The following is a 19,828-nucleotide window of genomic DNA, read 5'->3' as shown; positions in this document are numbered from 1 at the left end:
TGGATGCCCTAGCAGGTTTTTCTTTAATCTCTATACATTAAATATCGTTCATACCACATATCAATAAAATCAGGTGCAAACGGACCCTTTCGTTGATGAATCCATTGCGTTAAATATTCAACATTTCGTTTTAGAATCGTGTCAATGACAGCTGGATAATTCATAATCTCACGATGTTTTTCGTACTCATCTTCATCCAACAATGTATACGTCATATCAGGATACACTTTAATATCTAAATCATAGTCAATATATTTTAATGCTTCATGGTCATAGGCAAATGGCGAACTTAAATTACAATAGTAATACACACCTTCCTGCCTTAACATACCGATAATATTAAACCAATAATTTGAATGGAAATAACAAACAGCAGGTTCACGAGTAATCCACGTTCGTCCATCAGCTTCTGTTACGACCGTGCGATCATTTGCCCCAATAACACAACTTTGCGTTCCTTTTAAAACAGTTGTCTCTTCCCACATTCTATGAATGGAGCCATTATGTTTATAACTATGTATTTGTATTTTTTCTCCTTCTTTGGGAAACCCCATACTTTCTCCCTTCTTTCGCCGTGAATGCTCTTCTAAAGTTGTTATCTGTGATACCGTTTGTTTTTTCCTTCTGTTTCAAACATATTGAGCCGAATTCACTTTTCTTCTTATTATAACGGTTCTGTCGAAATTTTAAAACAAAAGAGCCGATTCATAAAATCGGCTCTTCGTTCGAAAGCATCTTCTCATTTTCAAAAGAATGAATCACCGCCGCTGTTTGTTGCTCAAATTTCAACTGTAAACCTTTTAATGCCTTTTCTGTTCTTTGAATTTCTTGACGAATAAAATGGAGTTCTTTCGCATCTTGCTGATTCATTTCAAGGTGTTGATATTTTTCTAAATGAACTTGCAACTTTAATAATTCATCCATCGTCCGCAATTGCTCTTCAACCAATTCATCAAACAGTTTCATTCTATCCCTCCTAAAAATCCTATTACATATTTTCGAATAAAGCCGTTCCGTCTCCTTTGACTTTATTTGTTGACTTATTAGAAGTTATGTCGGCTCACAAAAATAAAAAGAAAAAACACTCCCCCTATATTAGAGGAGTGTTTTTTCTTTGTTATTCGTTCGTACTAAGATTTTTTTGCAGCTGATTTTGCGTTTTGTTGTTTTACTGCTTGTACATTTGTTTCTGTTGCAAACTCTGTACCATAGCCAGCACTTGCACTTTGAGCGCTAGCGCTAGAAGCTTGTGATTTTTTAGCTTCTGCTTGTGCATTTTGTTGTCTTACTTCTTGTGCATTTGTTTCAGAAGCAAATTCTGTTCCAAAACCTGCGCTTTGAATGCTAGCACCAGAAGTTGTTTTACCTAAATTGTGTTGTTTTTTGTTCATCTTTCTCACCTCCACAACAAATAATGTAACCATCCTTACCTGAACATATCCGTTAAAAAGACAAAAAGAAAAATATTTTTTACGTATACAGACAAAAACGTTCATTCAAACTAATGATGATGGAGGTGCTACACGATGTATGTTGGACGTGATATGACAGAGTTATCAATGACTCCAAAAGATCAATGGAATCAAGAAGAACTCGCTTATTTTCATCATTCCTTACAACAAATGATGCCCTACTTAAACGTAGAAGGACAAACCATTTATAAAGAAGTTGTAAAAGAAATTGAGGCACGTGGTGGTTTACAAAAAAACGAAGCTAGTTGGACTCATGGCACAAAAATTTTTTACGATTAAGAAAAACGTGTTCCCTAACTTGGGAACACGTTCCATCTCCTATCTTTTTTACCTGTTGTAAAGGACCAAACTGGTGAAGTCACTTGTCCACCATACCGGTCTTCGACTTTTATATACCAGTAATACGTCGTATTTTCCTTTAAATTCTCCAATTTCATTTTTGCATTACGCCAATTTGCCACAAAATCATCTTTACCAATTACTTCATTCGTGTACACGTTTACTTCTACATAGTCCGTTGCAACTTGTTTTATTGCAGGTTTTAAATCAACGTCTACTACAAATTCATCTTTTCCTGGATACTCTTCTGGTTTATAAAAATTATATTCATTTAAATATGGAGAATACGTTTTGACATACATTTTATTTGCAACCGTATCAAATTGTAAAAGACGCATATAACCTTGTCCGCCCTCTGGACCACCTTGATAGTCCGCTAGCATTTGATATACTTTACGATCTGTGACTCCATCCCCATCATCATCAATTTCATCAACCAATGTTTCACTATCATGATAATGTCCGCTCAACACAGCTAACACATTTTTATTCGGTTTCACTACTTCATTAAAAATTTTATCGCCAATCGGACTACGATTGCCCGATACAAGTAAATATTCATGGAATGATAAAATTACTTTTCGATTTGGATATTTCTTCAATACTTCCTTCATCCATTGAATATCTTCATCTGTAACGCCCCATCCCATATACATCATAATAAAATCGTTACCTTTTGCTGAAATTAGATCATAGTGTCCACGGTTATTCTTATAACTTTCACCATAAAATGGCTTATCTTTAAAACGCCAATCCCCAAAATATTTTGAGTATGCTGTATAGTCCTCATCTTTATGATTTACATCATGATTCCCAGCCAACACACCATACGGTACTTTCGCATTCTCAAGTACTTTCATATATTCATCTGCACGCTGCCATTGAAATTCTTGATATGCCTTATCAACAAGATCTCCTGTATGGAACACATAATTAATATTTAATGGATCTTTTTGCGCAGCAATCCAATCAACCTGACTTTTATAAATATGTGGATAACTTTCGGAATAATACTGTGTATCAGACATCCATACAAATGTATAATCAAACTTATTTGGTGAACTTGGAATTTGGTCTTGCACGATTACACTTACTTTTTGATTTTGTACATATTCTTTTGCTAATACAGCACCTTTTAATTCAAAATCCTTGTCTCCAGCAATTTTCGATGTAAGTTCTGTCCACTTATTTGTCGTATAGTTCCAAGCATACATTGTAACTTTTCTTCCTTCTAGAGAATGACCAAACCACTTTACTTCTACCGTATCATCGTTTCTCACATCAGCAGCAACTGTTACATCAAAGCGATGGTATGGGAATTTCTCTGTTGATTCCGTTGTATAATATTTCCCATCTTTTTTACTAACTTTACTTAGCTGATCTTGGTCAAAGCGTTTCTCACCATTTACAACAAAAGCTTGTGGTGGTTCTTGCTCTATTGCATTTTCGGTAATTTTCATATGATCCGTTTGACTCGGCTTATACGCATACCCTTTATAAAACGTTGCCTTCATTGCATCATTTGTTGGATCAGTTACTTTTGCTTCAAGTGTCGGACTCGTACTCACATTTCCCTCTCCGTCTTTAGGTGCAATCGGAGTAGGATCTGTTGGATTTTCTGCCCAGGTTTCAAACATAACTGTCTTTTCTTGACGATTTCCGACTTGGTCCTCCGCCTCCACATGTAGCTCATGCTTTCCTGCTACTAATTGTGCAGATGATGTTTCGTATGGAGTTATAATCTCTTTACCGTCCAATATAACTTTTTTATTTTTCACTCCTGCTATATCATCCCTAACTGTTACATCGATTGGAATTTTCCCTTTATATTTTTTTTCATTCTGCACCGTAGTAGAAATCTGTGGTGGTGTGTTATCAACTTTTACATTCGAGGCGACTTCTTTATTTACACCATCTTGCACTGCAATTCGATGACTTCCATCCTTCGTTTGTTTTGTATCCCATAAATACGCATTCGAAATAAATTTGTCTTCCGGAACCTGGAATCCGAACGTAAATACTGGCGTTGATGTATCTCCATCACCAACTGATAACTCCTGATTTGGATTTACAAAGTTCGGATCATATAAAGTCGTTCCATCTGCTAATATAAGACGAACATTTTTCAAATAAAAATCATCTTTGTTCTCTTCAACTCGATCATCAAATGGAGACGTTTTTGTTCCGGACCTGATATCAATTTTGAACGGTTCCTTATATTTAATTTTTGATTGATCAATTTTTACAGTTAATGTGACATAATCACTATACGTATCATCAAATACACGCAATACTTCATTTCCAATTGTGACTGCGTTTTTAAAATACAAGTCAGTTTGCTTCACATCGAAAGCAAAATAGGCAGGCTTCTCTAAAGCTCGATATGTGTTCGTCTCTACTTTCTTTCCGTCCACTAAAAGAGAAAGCTGTTCAGACTGGGCCGACGAAGAAGTTCCTTTTAATAAAACTTGATTTGCGACCACTTCATCATCTTTTACATTAAGACGAAGAGGGCCCTTATCTTTCTCACCAGCTATTTGTACTGAGTACATATCACTTTTTACTACATGTAAGCCATCAGAAGCTTCCAAGTAATATGTTATTTTCTCTTTTCCAATTAATTCAGGTGAGTAAATGGTATAATGATATTTTTTATCTATATGATTCTCTACTAAATTTTCGACTTTATATTCTGCGTTAGGATTCGTTTTGTAGTATAATTTCACACTTTTAACTTGTTCGTTATCAAGAACAGAAAAATTCAATTTATGATCTTGAAATTCAGAAATTAGCCCTTCTGCCGGTTCATGTGAAATTGTCGGCGGAATTGTATCTGCCTTCAAAGCAACTCGTTCAGCCGGTACTTGTCCTTCGAATACAGTTCCAGGAGATGCATTATGCTCTGCACTACTAATCTTTTGCATGATTTGCGAGCCATCTTGAGGATAACGATATAAAATTCCCTTATTCGCTTTCACATCAGCTTGGTTTGCTTGATCATTGTAGTAGGAAGCTGCAATTTCTTTCCCCGTCTTTGTTGCAACGACAATGCCACGGGCACTTCCATTCGCCATTCCATTTGAGTATACTCTAACAATATTTTTATTTTCTACTAAGTTCACTTCAAATTGTTTATTAAAATCAGCTACATTCTTCTCATTATTTTCACCATTTATAATCCAAAATACGAGAGACTGCCCCGATGGAATTACAACGTCATCTGGGGTGGATCCCCAAATGAGATCTCCCTCTGGTCCTTCAGATGGATAACGATATCGAATTGTATAATCCTTAAAATTAAGATCCTGCTCGCTATTGTTATACACTTCAATGAATTCATATCCATCTGCTTTCCCAACATTCGTCGTGTCTGGCGTTACTTCGGTAATCAAAAATGGCGGTACGCTTTGCGGATCTATTTTTCTATGTTCTACTTTTGTTTCGTAGGATTTTTCAATTGTTTCTTGATTACCTTGCACGACAATTTTATAGAATAGTGTGTTCCCCCACAACTCTTTTTTAGGAATTGTCACCTTATAAATATCGCTATTTCCTTCTTTATTCATCTGCAATTTTTTGTGTGTTAATTTGCCATCTTGCGTATACAAAACAGCTACATTTTCCCCACCTTTAATCGTTGCAGTAATAGTTAGATCCTCTGCCTCTGTATGAGTAAGTGATGCTGTATGCTCAATCGTAACGCCAGCTTGATCGGACTGTTTTACCGGCTCTAACGGCACTTGAAATGGTATTTGTACACCAGGTGTTCCTTTTTCAAACAAACCTACTTTTTGCATTTCAACACTTTCAGGCTTGTATGCATAAGCAACACTTTGACCAACCTTTACATTCGATTTCTCATATGTTGCAGATGATAAAACTGTTCCGTACTGATCGGCCAATTGAATGGTTCTTCCAGCACTATTAGACATTCCATCTGATTCAATTTGAAGCACTTGTTCTTCAGTTATATTCCCACCGTATGCTTGAATAAAATCTTGTTTTAATAACCCTGCATTTCCTTCATTTTTAATCCACAACACTCTCGTTCCTTTTGATGGGATTGTCGCATTTTCTGTGAAATTCCAATCTTCACTTCCAGTTTCTGAATACTTATATATAAGTTTATAATCTTTCAATTGTATTGCTTCACTTAAATTATTATATATCTCTATAAATTCATATCCATCTTTTCCGTTTACGTTTATCGTATCTGGCATTAGCTCAGTAATCATAACTGTCTTATTTTTTGTATAATCTTCTACCTGATGCTGAACAGTACTTACATATTGTTCTTTTTCTGGGAAGGTAATAACTTTTCCCCCCTGTTCAATTTCAAACCAATATGTAAACGTATCGGACCAAATATCTGACTTTTGAACAACAGTGGAATACAGATTATTCTCACCTTTATTCATTTTCATTTTTTTCACTAATAAACCGGAGGCACTACGATATACAAGGTTTACTTTTGCCTCATCGTACGTACTTGCTAACTGAATTTCAATCGGTAAATCCTCATGTGCATTAATTTTCACTTTAGGTACATGCGCTGTCTCTTGTAAGGTTTTTTCTTTTTGTGCAGGCTCTAGTTGTTTGGGGTTTGGTTGGACTGCCTCTTTTCGTGTGGATTTCGTAGATGCTTTTTCTTTTTCGTGCGATTGGAATGTAGTGTAAGTCCCAGGGGATGGTATTTCATTTTTTATTTCTTTCTTTGTTTCATTCCAAAAAGAATGAATTGATATATCTTTATTCTCTTTTCTTGTTTCAATGACATCTACCGTTTTATTTTTCTCATTCGTTACTTCAATCCTAATTTGTTCGTCACTTAAATCATCAGTAGCAAATAAAACTTGGTCTTCTTTTACTTCTGTCTTATAGCGCTCATTAATCTCATTAACTGTTTTATTTCCAAATAAGATTAACTTCGTTTCTTTTGGTTGTACAGATTGCTTTTCATCTTCATCTTGAAATTTTAGCACTTTTCCATTAACCTTCAGTTGAACATTCTTCATATCCATAACTTTCGCCGATGAGTTATACAACTCGATATAGCGTAGATCGTCTGTATAATGAACTTCTGAAATGAGAGCCTGCTGATTTTGTTCCTTCTCCTCAGCAAAAGTGACATAGCCTGACCCAGCTAATGTTTGAAGCAAGAAGGTCGCTACAACTGCTGAACGGATTGCTTTTTTAAACATTTTCTATCCCCCTTAAAATTTTTCATTACAACTTCCAGTGTATTTGTCATTTGTTAAGGGAATATGAAATATTTGTAAGAGATTATTATATTTATGTCGAAAAAACTCCAACCATTATGGTTGGAGTTTTTTGACACATTCTTCAAAAATTGTTCGATGTGATTTTGAAATAGGTAATTGTTCAAATTCTTCAGTAGTAATTATTTTTAAATGATCCGTTTCAACAATTGGTTGCAATACAGTGCCGTAAAATACAAATATATCCCACGTTCTATGAGTAAATGTGTGGTGAACATTCATTGCATAGTCATCAATGACAACAGAAAGAGAAAATTTCTCTTTCATGTAATCTGTAAATTGTTGTTTATGGTTACGGATGCCTTCTCCAATTTCTACATTCGGAAACTCCCACATGTTAGCAAGTAATCCCGTACTGGGTCTTTTATTAACTACGTATTTCCCATCTTCAGTACGCAATACTCCGGCTACGATTGGAACCATTTTCGGTGCCTTCGCTTTACTTTTCACTGGCAACTCCTTTTGTACACCTTCTGCAAACGCGCGGCAATGCTCCCTAACAGGACAGAGAAGACAAGATGGATTTTTCGGAACACATATAAGTGCCCCTAGTTCCATCAGCCCTTGGTTAAAATAAGATGGATTTTCTTTTGAAATGATTTGGCGGACAATATCTTCAAATACTTTACGTGTTTTTGGTTTCGCGATATCATCCCAAATTGACAAAATACGCGATAATACACGCATCACATTTCCATCAACAGCCGGCTCTGGAATCCCGTAAGCGATACTCAAAATTGCCCCTTTTGTATAGGGTCCTACACCTTTTAACTTTTCAATTTGTTTTACATCGTTAGGAACTTTCCCCCCGTATTGTTCCTTTACTTCTTTTACGGCAGCGTGTAAGTTACGTGCTCTCGAATAATAACCAAGGCCTTCCCACGCTTTTAACACTTCTTCGTCTTCCGCATCAGCTAATGCTTCTAATGTTGGAAACTTCCCCATAAAATTTGCGTAATATGGTTTTACAGCTTCAACTCGCGTTTGCTGAAGCATAATTTCCGAAATCCAAACGCGATATGGATCTTTATTGATACGCCAAGGCAAATCACGCTGCTCTGTTTCAAACCAACTGATTAAATCATGTTGAAATTTTTCTATGTTAAAGTCATCTAATATTTCGAGCTTCAAACTTGATCCTCCTCATTTTTTGCATATACGTACTATTATAAAGAATTTAGGAGAAAATTTAAGTAAGATGATTGAAGAAATAAAAGGCAAATGCCTTGTGATATAGAATAAAAAGAGTTACATTAATAAAAAACGGAGGTGGTTTTCATGGACACAGCCACTCATCTTGTCATGGGCGTTACATTAGGAAGCTTAGCAACGTTAGATCCAGCGCTCAGTCAAAGTGACTTTGGACCACAAGCTGTGATGTTTGCAACAATTGTCGGTTCAAACATCCCTGATATTGATACTGTTTTAAAATTAAGAAACAATGCAAAATATATTCGAAATCATCGCGGGATTACTCATTCCATCCCAGCTGTTATTCTTTGGTCATTTCTTGTTAGCGGGATTTCTTTAGCCATATTCCAAAGTCCTCCCTATCTTCATCTTCTTCTATGGTCATTTATTGCTGTGTTTCTTCATGTCTTCGTTGATATTTTCAATGCATACGGTACACAAGCATTGCGACCTTTCACTAAGAAGTGGGTGGCACTAGGTGTTATTAATACATTTGATGCAGTCATTTTCTTCATTCATACATTAGCAATTGCGTGTATACTTGTCGGTGCAAATAAAGGTTATGCCGGAGCAGCTGCTTATATATTAATGATCATTTATTATATTGGCCGAATTATGATGCGCCAAAATGTAAAGAATGTCGTAAAGAAACGGTTTCGTGACGTTGAACAAGTCATCATTTCACCGTCATATCGCTTTTATCATTATCACTTAGCCATTGTGACAAAAGACCATTATTATGTTGCTCGTTGGCATCGCGGTAGTATTATGGTTCATGATAAATTCGAGCGCATTCCATTACCTGATAACGATATCATTCGTGCTGCTCAAAAAGATGAAAACATTTCAGCATTCTTATCATTTTCTCCTGTCTATCGCTGGGATATTTTTGAATACAACGATTATTATGAAGTTCGATTTATAGATTTGCGCTATCGCAGCAAAGATTATTATCCATTTGTTGCAATTGTGCAGCTGAATAAAGATCTTGAAATTATGAGTTCCTACACAGGATGGATTTTCAGTGAAGAAAAACTGCGCAAAAAATTAGAATTACTCCCACATTAAAAAAACGACCAAAATTGGTCGTTTTTTTAATGTTTAACGTGATCGTCTTTGTTAATTAAATGACTATACTTTGGATTATTCGTTTGAATTTCATGCAAACGCGCCCCTTGGTTGTTAATCCACGCTCGTACCACTTTCTCTGTCATTTCAATCCCTTGATACGTTCCTGTTTTTGCATATGTCGCACCAAAGTCCTCCCATAACAACTCAACCCAAGTACGCGCTTGAGAATAAGAAAGAGAGGGGTTTTTTTCAAGAAGTTCTTTCGTTAATTTTTCAAAAATATCGTTCATATTATATCTCCTTTAATCGATTCATTTATTTTTTAACATATAAGCTGCTGCTATGCAAAACACAACATAACCGCCACTTACTTCCTCTCTTTGTTTTAAATATCTCACGGGGCAGAAATAGGCACTGACCGCTTCTACACACAGTCAGATCCTCTCTCCCATCTAAAAAAAAGGGGGGTGTATAGCTTTTTATTTGTATTTCTCTAGAATATTTCCTCTCACATTGCACAACCTATAAGTGATACTTTTTGTATCAAACTGTAGCGAGGGGGAGTTCCTCTTGGGCAAACAATCTGAAATTTGGTCTGAATCCAAAAACAACAGCAAAATCAACGGTCAACCGCGAGCAAAAGCTCGCTTTGCTTCCAAACGACCTAACGGCACTATTAACACGCATCCACAAGAGCGAATGCGTGCTGCTAATCAAGAAGAAGCATAATTGTTTATCGATAACTTTTTATACGAGGTGATAAAATGAGCTATCGTAACCGTTTAGACCGTCATTCTGAATTATTCGCTCCAACGTGGGCTCGTCCAAAACACGCAAAAGCACAAGTAAATGGACAAACGCAGCAAACGCAGTCTCTTATTATTTTGGCAAATGAAATGAAAAAACGCCAATTTTAAACGCCTATCTCCTTTAACAATTACAAAAAGTGAAAACTAGAGCAGCCAAGGCTCTCTAGTTTTCACTTCTTTTGCAATAATGAAATAGGAATACCAATTTCCTCTGTTTCATTTTGTTTGTGACCCCAAGCAAATACCCCATTAAAATACGTAATTGTAAACGATGCACCCGGCTCTTCTACAAGTTCATACGTTTCGCCAATCTGAAATTCATTGATATCTGTCATATAAGCACGTGCCATCGCCATTTTCCTCATTAAAACATCAAATTCATTTACAATGCCAAGTTGTTCTGCTTTTACTGCCTGTTCTTTTAAAACGCCTATTTCTTCCCTTAGCTCATGTGGTGTCATCTCGCTATAGCGCTTTGGCATGTTTCTCATATTTTCCCCTCATCCCTCTTCACGTTTCATTTGAATAAACACTTCTATTTCATCAATCGAAAAACCCTTTCGATATAACGCTTGCTTCATCTTATTTTCATACGTCCAACCATCATATTTCTTATATTTTTCATGATATTTATTACCATGATAGATAAGAGCTTCTTCTTGCTTTTTATCATCCTTTTCATCTTTTAATTCTTCTAAACAAATTTGAATGATATCACGCACATATCCTTTCCGCACTAACATCTCTTCTAATTTTTGTTTCATTTGAAAAAAAGAATGTTTTTGATAAGACTTTTTTTTCTTTTCTATAAGTACAAGAGCATTTTCAATTTGCTTCTCCTCAGGATACTCTTGTAAACTATGGGTAATCATTACATCCGAAATCCCTTTACTTAACAGTTCACGTTTCAAAACAACTGGTCCTTTTTGATTCACATTGCTATGCGTACGCACATAGGCAATTGCATACTCTTTATCATTAATATAACGGTCACGTAATAGTTTTGAAACAACTTCAGAAATGATGGCTTGTCCAATTTCTTTTTTCCGTAATTGCTCTTCTACTTCCTTCTTCGTTCTCATTTGATGCGATAAATAAGTAATTGCATATAAATATGCTTTTTGTATTTCTTCATCATATAAAATGTTGGTTAATTCAACATCATCAAATTCCAAACCTTTTTGAAGCCCATGTTTTATTAAGGTAACTTGATCAACACTAAAACCATATTCTTCTCCATGACCTTTATCAATATAAATATTAAATCTTTCTTTCGTTCGTTTTTGTACTTCTATTTTTGTAATGACAGCCATACATTTCACCTCAACATCATTTTAACATATATGAAACAAATTTGAATTTCTTGAATATACATAATGAGGAGGGATTTCTCTTGGAAATTGCGATTTCTGGAGGCACAGGTTTTATCGGAAAAGCACTCACTTTATATTTAGCTAGCAAAGGTCATACCGTATACATCCTCACACGTCAATTAAGAGAAAATCATTCCCCCGCAAATATACGGTATATACATTGGGATGCTGATGCTTCGGAATTTCCGCTTTCTTCCGTTGATATCGTTATTAACCTTGCCGGTGAATCTATCAATAATGGTCGTTGGACGAAAAAACAGAAAGAAAAAATTATAAATAGTCGTTTACACACAACAAAAGGCTTAATTAAACAACTACAAACGTTACACAAATACCCAAGCACGTTTATAAATGCAAGCGCAATTGGCTATTATGGTACATCAGAGACAGACACATTTACAGAAGATCACCCTAAGCAAGGGAATGATTTTTTAGCTACTACCGTTCAACTATGGGAAAAAGAAGCGAGTAAAGCAGCTGATCTTGGTATTCGTACGATTTATACGCGCTTCGGTGTTGTTCTTGGCAAAGAGGGAGGAGCACTACCGAAAATGTTACTTCCCTATCAATTCTTTATTGGGGGAACAATCGGTTCAGGAAACCAATTGCTTTCTTGGGTTCACCTCGAAGATGTTGTTCGAATGATCGATTTTGCGATTCATACAAAAGAAATAAGCGGTGCTTTCAATATTACAGCTCCTCACCCTGTAACAATGACAGAATTCGGAAGAACAACTGCAAAAGTGCTTCATCGGCCACATTGGTTACCAGTACCTGTATTTGCACTTAAAACCCTTCTCGGTGAAATGAGCATCCTTGTTTTAGAAGGACAAAAAGTATTACCTCAAAAGGCAATACAACACGGGTATACACATTCCTATGCTACTTTAGAACATGCGCTTCAAAATATTGTATTGCACTAACGATTTCTAAATTTCCGCTAGAAAAAACTAAAGAGGTTCTTATGAAAACTTTATTTAAGCAAGCGACTGTTTACCCTATTACATCTCCTAAATTGAAAGGTGATGTATTGGTGGAAAATAACAAAATCATTGCGTTAGAACGATTTATTGAAGCTAGCAAAGATATGATCGTTATTGATGCACGCGGCCTTCACCTTCTTCCAGGTTTTATCGATGTGCATACACATCTTGGTTTATATGATGAAGGAACTGGTTGGGCTGGAAATGACGCAAATGAAACCGCGGAAGTATTAACACCTCATATTCGTTCTCTAGACGGCATTCATCCTTTTGATGTGGCTTTTCAAGATGCCCTGCAAAACGGCATTACAACCGTGCATGTTATGCCTGGTAGTCAAAATGTAATCGGCGGAACAACATGCGTCATCAAAACAGCCGGAAATAGTATTGATCATATGGTCATTCAAGAACCCGCTGGCTTGAAAATTGCATTTGGAGAAAACCCAAAACGAATGCATAGCAACGGAAACAAAGAATCTATTACCCGTATGGGAATTATGGGAATGCTTCGAGAAGCATTTTATGAAGCAAAGTACTATGGAAATGATACCGATTTTCGAATGATTCCTATTTTGCAAGCGCTCCACCGTGAAATTCCTATACGTGCCCACGCTCACCGTGCAGATGATATTTTATCTGCTCTTCGCTTTGCTAAAGAATTTAATCTCGACTTACGTATTGAACACTGTACAGAAGGCCATCTTATTGCTGATAAATTAACAGGCCACGATTTAAAAGTATCTGTCGGACCAACATTAACACGCCGTTCAAAAATTGAAATTAAAAATAAATCTTGGCAAACATATCATACTTTATCTACTCATGGGATTGAAGTTTCTATTACGACAGACCACCCCTATACACCCATTCAATATTTAAATATTTGCGCGGCTATCGCCGTTCGAGAAGGATTAGATGAACATAAGGCTCTAGAAGGAATTACCATTATACCAGCTCGCAATTTACGACTAGAAAAGAAAATCGGTAGCATAGAACCTGAAAAAGACGCTGACCTTGTCCTGTGGACTCATCATCCTTTTCACTATTTAGCCAAGCCTGTATTAACGATGATAGATGGAAAAATTATCTACACAAAAAATTCATAAAAACTAGTTTATTTTTTTGACTAGATGAAGTATTATACGATTATAAACTGAATGAAACCATGATCAATTTGTGTCGTGTTGAGTAATTTCAAATTGATGAATGGGGAAGGCAAATGGTGCGCCACCAGCATTATAGACTGGTTCTAGTGGGTTCGATTCCCACCCCGAAATTTTTTTAAGTTTTATATAAAAATTTCGAGGGTGGGATGTTTTTTTGTCGTCATGCTGCCCTCTTTTAGGAGGAGATAGTATGTTAAAAAAACGTGACCTACATGACAGCCACGTTCTATATGATTTGATGATGCACCCTGATGTCTTCCCCTTTGTGCGTCAGAAGGCGTCTTCTTATGATGAATTTTTGTTTTTAACAAAGCAAACAATTGAAGCGGAAGAACGTGGAGAATTAATTTCGCGCACAATTGTTGATGAATGGGGAAATCCAATCGGAACAATAACTTTATTCGACATCCAAGAAAAAGCAGGATTTCTTGGTACTTGGCTCGGTAAACCCTATCATGGAAAGGGTTATAATAAACCTGCAAAAGACGCTTTCTTTAGCGAGCTTTTCTATGAATTAGATATTGAGACTATTTTCATGCGAATTCGTAAATTAAATACTCGTTCTATTAAAGCTGCCGAAAAACTACCATACGTGAATCTAGCAAATGAAACACGTAAATGTGTATACGATCAAATTAACGCAAACGGTGATGTATATAACTTATATGAAATTCCAAAAGATCAGTACACACTACACACAATGCGCGAAGCAACATTCCAAGACGCTCACCATTTAAAAGAAGCGTAATCTATGTATATCTCCCTCTGTCATTGGTAACGATAGGTAATGACTTTATGACATGAGGTGAACTGGAATGGATAAGAAAAGACGCGAAAAAACGAAAAGTAAATTATCTAGCACACAAGAAGTTCTCTATCAACGTGAATTTAAAAGAGCAGATCGTGCAGCTGGATATAAACCAAAAGGAATTTATTAACATACAACTACCTCTTGTTTAAAAGAGGTAGTTTTTTTGTGGAAAACTTTATCCACAGAATCGTTGGGAATGTGTATAAATCTGAGTATCTTTCCTATAACAGAGGAATTTCATCACAGTTCATTTGTTTAATTTGTGGATACTTTCACTAAAACTTGTGGATATTGTGGATACTTTTGTTAATATTTTAAGTTTACTGTATATTGAAAGCGAATTCTTTTGTGGATAATTTAAAATTCTACAAACAATTTCCCTTCTCGTGTGGAAGGTTCTTAGACATGAGGGCTTAGGAAGCAGAGCTAGACAAAAATGTCGAAAAATAAAAATGGATTTATACAGAAACGAAAAAAACCTCCTTCTACAGATAGAAAAGAGGCTCTTATATTAAGTAAAAGACTGTACAAGGGCTGGTGAACGTACTGGTGAATGTACCCGCACGTGATTTTCCTCTAAAATAGAATCTACAATATGAAACGCTGGTTCCGGACGATAAATGTGTTTCATTGCTTCTTTCATTTGCAATAGCTTCATATCATCTTGCAATAATTCTTTCGTTTTCGGAAAGATTTCATGATCTTCACGAATAACAACTGCTGCACCTTGTTTTTCAAAATACTTCGCATTTTCATTTTCTTGTCCTGGTACTGGTTTATATAAAACGACAGGTACTTGCAAAGCTGCTGCCTCACTTAATGTAATTCCTCCTGGCTTCGTAATCATGCAAGAGGTAATACGGAACAGCTCATCAATATTCTCTACATAACCGAATACTTTTAATGCATCTGGATTGCTTTCTTGTAGTTGTAGCAAATCCTCCTGCAATGCTTTATTTTTCCCGCAAACTACGGCTATCTGCAAATTAGGAACTGATAGAAAGGACTGACATAACTCTTTTACACTTCCTAGCACTCCATGTGCCCCTGCCACAATAAGTAAAGTCTTTTTGTCTCGTGACAAATTATACTTATCATACAAGGCTTCTACATTAACAGATGCTTCAAAGCTTTTCCGAATCGGAATTCCTGTCTCTACAATTTGCTCAGCAGGTACTCCTACTTCTATCATAATGTTCTTCACATAATCTGTTGCGACAAAATAACGATCCACTTCTCGGTGGATCCATATTTTATGCAAGCAAAAGTCAGTCAGTACATTATAAACAGGAATAGAAATACCTGTTTGTTTTTTTAACTCTGGCACCGCAATGATTGGAAATGTATTAATAACAATATCGGGTTTTTCAGCCTGTAATATCGCTTTTAAACGTTTTCGTCCAAAATTGGCATACCATGATGCAATTTTTTTATCGTAAATTTTTTCAACGCCATAATAAAATAAGCGGTATAGCTCTTTCCCAATTGTATAACTTTTTAAATATAAATATTTTGTAATATCTGTTATGAAAGGATGTGATTCACTAAAAAGATCGCATACAATTACATCCTGAAGTCCTCTTTGACGAAATGTTTGTTCTAATGTTTTTGCCACTTGTACATGACCGTTACCGTAATGTGCTGTTAATATTAAAACCTTGGGGTTTTTAATCAAACAAATCCACTCCTAGCTTTTTCGGTCCTTTATATTGCACCTGTCACAATATAAAAAACAATTTCCTTATAATTTTGCAAGTTTGAACTCCAACGAATTCCCGCTGGATATGTACCTGTCGTGGATATACAAAGCATATGTTATTGACCCCTTAATCCCATCTGCTCATATCTTAACATTATACTTTCCTATAACTGCTTTCGCAATAACTTGACGTTTGTCTATACTTCATGATACGCACTACACTATTTCTTAATTCTTTCTATTGTTTCGTTTTCCCTTTACATTTTTGTAAATTTATCCATATCATTTCTTTACAAAAATAGTCAATATATAATATAAGTATACTCTTTTCCTTATCTTTGCTCTACTATTTATCGAAAGAAAGCAAAAAGCCTAATCCACAATTGGATTAGACTGCTCCTAAAATATTCTTTGCTTTTTGAACACTTTCTTCCGTTGGAGGCTCTACTCCTTCAAGAGGATATTTGTGACCTAGTGCCTCCCATTTATAAACACCTAACTTATGATACGGCAAAACTTCTACCTTTTGTACATTATCAAGACTTTGAATAAAGGCTCCGAGCTTTTCTAAGTCCTCTGTACCATCAGTAACTCCAGGTACAAGTACATGACGCACCCAAATTGATTTCTTTTTATCTGATAAATAACGAGCAAATTGTAAAATATGTTCGTTCGGTTTGCCTGTTAATTTGCGATGTCTTTTTGAATCAATATGTTTTAAGTCAAGTAATACCAAATCTGTATATTCCATCAAAATGTCTAATTTTCTTTGGAATTCTTCATCTTCAGAATAGCACCCACCTGAAGAATCAATTGTCGTATGAATGCCGATCTCTTTACATTTCTTAAACAACTCAATCAAAAAGTCTAACTGCAATAGTGGCTCACCGCCACTTACTGTAATCCCACCGCCAGAAGCTTCCATAAAAGGAAGGTAACATGTAACATCCTGCATCACTTCTTCAACTGTTATTTCTTTCCCTTTACCGATCTCCCACGTATCCGCATTATGACAATATTGACAACGTAGTAAACACCCTTGTGTAAAGATGATATAACGAATCCCTGGGCCATCAACAGTACCACAAGACTCAACAGAATGAATTCTTCCTTTTACCATGTTACTTCCTCCTCTATTAAAACAGCTCCCCTCTGTCTTATGAAAAACAGAGGGAAACTTTTTACTTACATGCTTTCGTGCATTGTACGGTTAATAACGTCAATTTGTTGTTCACGAGTTAACTTAATGAAGTTAACAGCGTAACCAGATACACGAATTGTTAATTGTGGATATTTTTCAGGATGTTCCATTGCATCCATTAATGTTTCACGGTTAAATACGTTAATATTTAAGTGATGACCTTCTTTTATAGCATATCCATCTAGCATAGATACTAAGTTGCGAATTTGTACATCTTCTTCTTTTCCAAGCGCTTTTGGAATAATAGAGAATGTATTAGAAATACCATCTCTTGCTTCTTCATATGGTAATTTCGCAACAGATAATAATGATGCTAGTGCACCTTTTGTATCACGTCCGTGCATTGGGTTTGCACCTGGTGCAAATGGTTCGCCAGCACGACGGCCATCTGGTGTGTTACCAGTTTTCTTACCGTATACAACGTTAGATGTAATTGTTAAGATTGACATTGTATGAACAGAGTTACGATATGTTTTATGTTTACGAAGCTTGTTCATAAATGTTTTTACAAGGTTTACTGCCATTTCATCTACACGGTCATCATTGTTACCGTATTTAGGGAAATCTCCTTCGATTTCAAAATCAACCGCAATACCATTTTCATCACGAATTGGTTTTACTTTCGCGTATTTAATTGCACTTAAAGAGTCAGCTACTACAGATAATCCTGCGATACCTGTTGCCATTGTACGAATAATCTCTGTATCATGAAGTGCCATTTCGATACGCTCATAGCTGTATTTATCATGCATGTAATGAATTACATTTAATGTATTTAAGTAAAGACCTGCTAACCATTCCATTGTCACATCAAATTTACGCATAACTTCTTCAAAATCTAATACTTCAGAAGTAATTGGTGCATATTCAGGTGCAACTTGTGCTTTTGACTTTTCGTCTTTACCACCGTTGATCGCATATAATAATGCTTTCGCTAAGTTTGCACGCGCTCCGAAGAATTGCATTTGTTTACCAATTCTCATTGCAGATACACAGCAAGCAATACCGTAGTCATCACCATATTCTGGACGCATAATGTCATCATTTTCATATTGAATTGCAGATGTTTTGATAGACATTTTCGCACAGTAGTTTTTAAAGTTCTCTGGTAATTGTTTAGACCAAAGAACTGTTAAGTTTGGTTCTGGAGCTGGTCCTAAGTTATCTAATGTATGCAAGAAACGGAATGAGTTTTTCGTTACTAATGGACGACCATCAAGTGAAATACCACCGATAGATTCTGTTACCCAAGTTGGATCACCAGAGAATAATTCATTATAATCAGGTGTTCTTGCGAATTTCACAAGACGTAATTTCATAATGAAGTGGTCAACAATTTCTTGTGCTGTTTCTTCTGTTAATGTACCGTTTGCTAAATCTCTTTCAACATAGATATCTAAGAAAGTAGATGTACGGCCAAGACTCATTGCTGCACCATTTTGCTCTTTAATTGCTGCAAGATAACCAAAATATAACCATTGGAATGCTTCTTGTGCATTTGTTGCTGGTTTAGAAATATCAAAACCATGAGAAGCTGCCATTTGTTTTAATTCTTGAAGGGCACGCATTTGCTCAGATATCTCTTCGCGTAAACGAATTGTCTCTTCGCTCATTACACTGCTCGTTGTATTTAAATCTGCTTTTTTCGCTTCGATTAAACGATCGATACCGTATAATGCAACGCGGCGATAGTCACCGATAATACGACCACGGCCATACGCATCTGGAAGACCTGTAATAACGCCTGATTTACGAGCTGCTCTCATTTCTGGCGTATAAGCATCGAATACACCTTGGTTATGTGTTTTGCGCCAGTCTCTGAAAATACGGCTTAGTTCTTTGTCCATTTCGTATCCGTAAGCTTCACAAGATAGCTCTGCCATACGAACACCACCGAATGGTTGTAATGAACGCTTAAATGGTTTGTCAGTTTGGAAACCAACTACTTTTTCAATATCTTTATTTAAATATCCTGGACCATGTGATGTAATAGTAGAAACAATTTCTGTATCCATGTCAAGGACGCCGCCATTGTCACGTTCTTGTGTTGTTAATTCCATTACTTGATCCCAAAGTTGTTTTGTCGCTTCTGTTGCAGCAGCTAAGAAGGAATCATCACCTTCGTAAACGTTTATGTTATTTAAAATGAAGTCGCGAACATCAACCTCCGCTCTCCACTTTTCACCTTTAAAATTTTCCCATGCATTTTTTACATTTTCTAATACTTCAGTCATCCTAATCTCCTCCATTTTTGATTAGTACAGGACTTAGATTTTTTATATAACAGCTCACGTATTTAGGATACTACTTTTTTAAAAAAAGGGACGTTTAAGTTGTGACATGTTTGTGAATAATTGCACAAACTACTATCGGCGTAGTGGAAACCCTACCTACAAACTTTGTTAAATCAACCCATATTTTAATAATTTCATTT

General features: G+C 36.0%; 19 protein-coding genes. 8 read left to right on the top strand and 11 right to left on the bottom strand.

Going from position 1 to position 19,828, the window contains the following annotated elements; translation table 11 throughout:
* Window positions 1–23 precede the first annotated feature (23 nt).
* The 3 genes from ntdP to PLX19_RS12690 all read right to left on the bottom strand — a co-directional run bounded on the left by ntdP (window position 24) and on the right by PLX19_RS12690 (window position 1,406).
* On the bottom strand, window positions 24–554 hold the full coding sequence (gene ntdP, locus PLX19_RS12700) for a nucleoside tri-diphosphate phosphatase (RefSeq protein WP_272188998.1): 531 nt from the start codon (window positions 552–554) through the stop codon (window positions 24–26).
* Window positions 555–705: 151 nt separating this feature from the next.
* On the bottom strand, window positions 706–966 hold the full coding sequence (locus tag PLX19_RS12695; protein WP_272188997.1) for a YgaB family protein: 261 nt from the start codon (window positions 964–966) through the stop codon (window positions 706–708).
* 164 nt (window positions 967–1,130) lie between these two features.
* Window positions 1,131–1,406 carry a gamma-type small acid-soluble spore protein gene (locus tag PLX19_RS12690; RefSeq protein WP_272189016.1) on the bottom strand — a complete coding sequence of 92 codons (276 nt, stop codon included), beginning with the start codon at window positions 1,404–1,406 and terminating at the stop codon, window positions 1,131–1,133.
* Between the two features lie 120 nt (window positions 1,407–1,526).
* On the opposite strand from PLX19_RS12690, the gene PLX19_RS12685 reads away from it, so the two are divergent.
* Window positions 1,527–1,751: a hypothetical protein gene (locus tag PLX19_RS12685; RefSeq protein ID WP_272188996.1), complete on the top strand. Its 225-nt coding sequence runs from the start codon at window positions 1,527–1,529 to the stop codon at window positions 1,749–1,751.
* A gap of 14 nt (window positions 1,752–1,765) precedes the next feature.
* Here PLX19_RS12685 and PLX19_RS12680 read toward each other — a convergent pair whose 3' ends face one another.
* Both PLX19_RS12680 and mutY read right to left on the bottom strand, forming a co-directional pair.
* On the bottom strand, window positions 1,766–7,012 hold the full coding sequence (locus PLX19_RS12680) for a lamin tail domain-containing protein (protein WP_272188995.1): 5,247 nt from the start codon (window positions 7,010–7,012) through the stop codon (window positions 1,766–1,768).
* A gap of 114 nt (window positions 7,013–7,126) precedes the next feature.
* The gene (gene mutY, locus PLX19_RS12675) at window positions 7,127–8,221 is read right to left on the bottom strand and encodes an A/G-specific adenine glycosylase (protein WP_272188994.1); all 1,095 of its coding nucleotides are present in this window, start codon (window positions 8,219–8,221) and stop codon (window positions 7,127–7,129) included.
* Window positions 8,222–8,368: 147 nt separating this feature from the next.
* Between mutY and PLX19_RS12670 the strand changes: the two genes are divergently transcribed.
* On the top strand, window positions 8,369–9,349 hold the full coding sequence (locus PLX19_RS12670) for a metal-dependent hydrolase (RefSeq protein WP_272188992.1): 981 nt from the start codon (window positions 8,369–8,371) through the stop codon (window positions 9,347–9,349).
* 26 nt (window positions 9,350–9,375) lie between these two features.
* Here the strand turns inward: PLX19_RS12670 and PLX19_RS12665 are convergent, their stop codons facing one another.
* Window positions 9,376–9,642 (bottom strand): YfhJ family protein, encoded by a 267-nt coding sequence (locus PLX19_RS12665; protein ID WP_272188991.1) that lies wholly within the window; start codon window positions 9,640–9,642, stop codon window positions 9,376–9,378.
* A 280-nt stretch (window positions 9,643–9,922) separates the two neighbouring features.
* Here PLX19_RS12665 and PLX19_RS12660 point away from each other — a divergent pair, with 280 nt between their 5' ends.
* On the top strand, window positions 9,923–10,081 hold the full coding sequence (locus PLX19_RS12660) for a small, acid-soluble spore protein K (protein ID WP_272188990.1): 159 nt from the start codon (window positions 9,923–9,925) through the stop codon (window positions 10,079–10,081).
* Between the two features lie 35 nt (window positions 10,082–10,116).
* Window positions 10,117–10,269 (top strand): YpzG family protein, encoded by a 153-nt coding sequence (locus tag PLX19_RS12655; protein WP_272188989.1) that lies wholly within the window; start codon window positions 10,117–10,119, stop codon window positions 10,267–10,269.
* Window positions 10,270–10,331: 62 nt separating this feature from the next.
* Here PLX19_RS12655 and PLX19_RS12650 read toward each other — a convergent pair whose 3' ends face one another.
* Window positions 10,332–10,652, bottom strand: coding sequence for a YfhH family protein (locus tag PLX19_RS12650; RefSeq protein ID WP_272188988.1), 321 nt, complete (start codon window positions 10,650–10,652; stop codon window positions 10,332–10,334).
* A 9-nt stretch (window positions 10,653–10,661) separates the two neighbouring features.
* On the bottom strand, window positions 10,662–11,474 hold the full coding sequence (gene recX / locus PLX19_RS12645) for a recombination regulator RecX (protein ID WP_272188987.1): 813 nt from the start codon (window positions 11,472–11,474) through the stop codon (window positions 10,662–10,664).
* A gap of 80 nt (window positions 11,475–11,554) precedes the next feature.
* Between recX and PLX19_RS12640 the strand changes: the two genes are divergently transcribed.
* The 4 genes from PLX19_RS12640 to PLX19_RS12625 all read left to right on the top strand — a co-directional run bounded on the left by PLX19_RS12640 (window position 11,555) and on the right by PLX19_RS12625 (window position 14,621).
* Complete coding sequence (locus tag PLX19_RS12640) at window positions 11,555–12,457, top strand: TIGR01777 family oxidoreductase (protein WP_272188986.1); 903 nt, start codon at window positions 11,555–11,557, stop codon at window positions 12,455–12,457.
* A 41-nt stretch (window positions 12,458–12,498) separates the two neighbouring features.
* Entirely contained in the window at window positions 12,499–13,623 is a 1,125-nt protein-coding gene (locus tag PLX19_RS12635) for an amidohydrolase (protein WP_272188985.1), read from the top strand.
* A gap of 250 nt (window positions 13,624–13,873) precedes the next feature.
* Window positions 13,874–14,431: a GNAT family N-acetyltransferase gene (locus tag PLX19_RS12630; RefSeq protein ID WP_272188984.1), complete on the top strand. Its 558-nt coding sequence runs from the start codon at window positions 13,874–13,876 to the stop codon at window positions 14,429–14,431.
* Between the two features lie 67 nt (window positions 14,432–14,498).
* Window positions 14,499–14,621, top strand: coding sequence for a YfhE family protein (locus PLX19_RS12625; RefSeq protein ID WP_098918427.1), 123 nt, complete (start codon window positions 14,499–14,501; stop codon window positions 14,619–14,621).
* 384 nt (window positions 14,622–15,005) lie between these two features.
* Here the strand turns inward: PLX19_RS12625 and PLX19_RS12620 are convergent, their stop codons facing one another.
* The 3 genes from PLX19_RS12620 to pflB all read right to left on the bottom strand — a co-directional run bounded on the left by PLX19_RS12620 (window position 15,006) and on the right by pflB (window position 19,628).
* Window positions 15,006–16,169 (bottom strand): diglucosyl diacylglycerol synthase, encoded by a 1,164-nt coding sequence (locus tag PLX19_RS12620; protein WP_272188983.1) that lies wholly within the window; start codon window positions 16,167–16,169, stop codon window positions 15,006–15,008.
* A 412-nt stretch (window positions 16,170–16,581) separates the two neighbouring features.
* Window positions 16,582–17,313, bottom strand: coding sequence for a pyruvate formate-lyase-activating protein (gene pflA / locus PLX19_RS12615; protein WP_272188982.1), 732 nt, complete (start codon window positions 17,311–17,313; stop codon window positions 16,582–16,584).
* A 65-nt stretch (window positions 17,314–17,378) separates the two neighbouring features.
* Complete coding sequence (gene pflB / locus PLX19_RS12610; protein WP_272188981.1) at window positions 17,379–19,628, bottom strand: formate C-acetyltransferase; 2,250 nt, start codon at window positions 19,626–19,628, stop codon at window positions 17,379–17,381.
* Window positions 19,629–19,828 lie beyond the last annotated feature (200 nt).

It is taken from the genome of Bacillus sp. BP-3 (assembly GCF_028401955.1).
Taxonomy (GTDB): Bacteria; Bacillota; Bacilli; order Bacillales; family Bacillaceae_G; genus Bacillus_A.
The sequence above is the reverse complement of the archived record's forward strand: the minus strand, read 5'-3'. Positions and strand labels throughout refer to the sequence as shown.

Coding starts and splice junctions, on each gene's coding strand:
- ntdP (WP_272188998.1), bottom strand. CDS start 554: ATGGGGTTTCCCAAAGAAGGAGAAAAAATACAAATACATAGTTATAAA.
- PLX19_RS12695 (WP_272188997.1), bottom strand. CDS start 966: ATGAAACTGTTTGATGAATTGGTTGAAGAGCAATTGCGGACGATGGAT.
- PLX19_RS12685 (WP_272188996.1), top strand. CDS start 1,527: ATGTATGTTGGACGTGATATGACAGAGTTATCAATGACTCCAAAAGAT.
- PLX19_RS12680 (WP_272188995.1), bottom strand. CDS start 7,012: ATGTTTAAAAAAGCAATCCGTTCAGCAGTTGTAGCGACCTTCTTGCTT.
- PLX19_RS12670 (WP_272188992.1), top strand. CDS start 8,369: ATGGACACAGCCACTCATCTTGTCATGGGCGTTACATTAGGAAGCTTA.
- PLX19_RS12665 (WP_272188991.1), bottom strand. CDS start 9,642: ATGAACGATATTTTTGAAAAATTAACGAAAGAACTTCTTGAAAAAAAC.
- PLX19_RS12655 (WP_272188989.1), top strand. CDS start 10,117: ATGAGCTATCGTAACCGTTTAGACCGTCATTCTGAATTATTCGCTCCA.
- PLX19_RS12650 (WP_272188988.1), bottom strand. CDS start 10,652: ATGAGAAACATGCCAAAGCGCTATAGCGAGATGACACCACATGAGCTA.
- recX (WP_272188987.1), bottom strand. CDS start 11,474: ATGGCTGTCATTACAAAAATAGAAGTACAAAAACGAACGAAAGAAAGA.
- PLX19_RS12635 (WP_272188985.1), top strand. CDS start 12,499: ATGAAAACTTTATTTAAGCAAGCGACTGTTTACCCTATTACATCTCCT.
- PLX19_RS12630 (WP_272188984.1), top strand. CDS start 13,874: ATGTTAAAAAAACGTGACCTACATGACAGCCACGTTCTATATGATTTG.
- PLX19_RS12625 (WP_098918427.1), top strand. CDS start 14,499: ATGGATAAGAAAAGACGCGAAAAAACGAAAAGTAAATTATCTAGCACA.
- pflA (WP_272188982.1), bottom strand. CDS start 17,313: ATGGTAAAAGGAAGAATTCATTCTGTTGAGTCTTGTGGTACTGTTGAT.
- pflB (WP_272188981.1), bottom strand. CDS start 19,628: ATGACTGAAGTATTAGAAAATGTAAAAAATGCATGGGAAAATTTTAAA.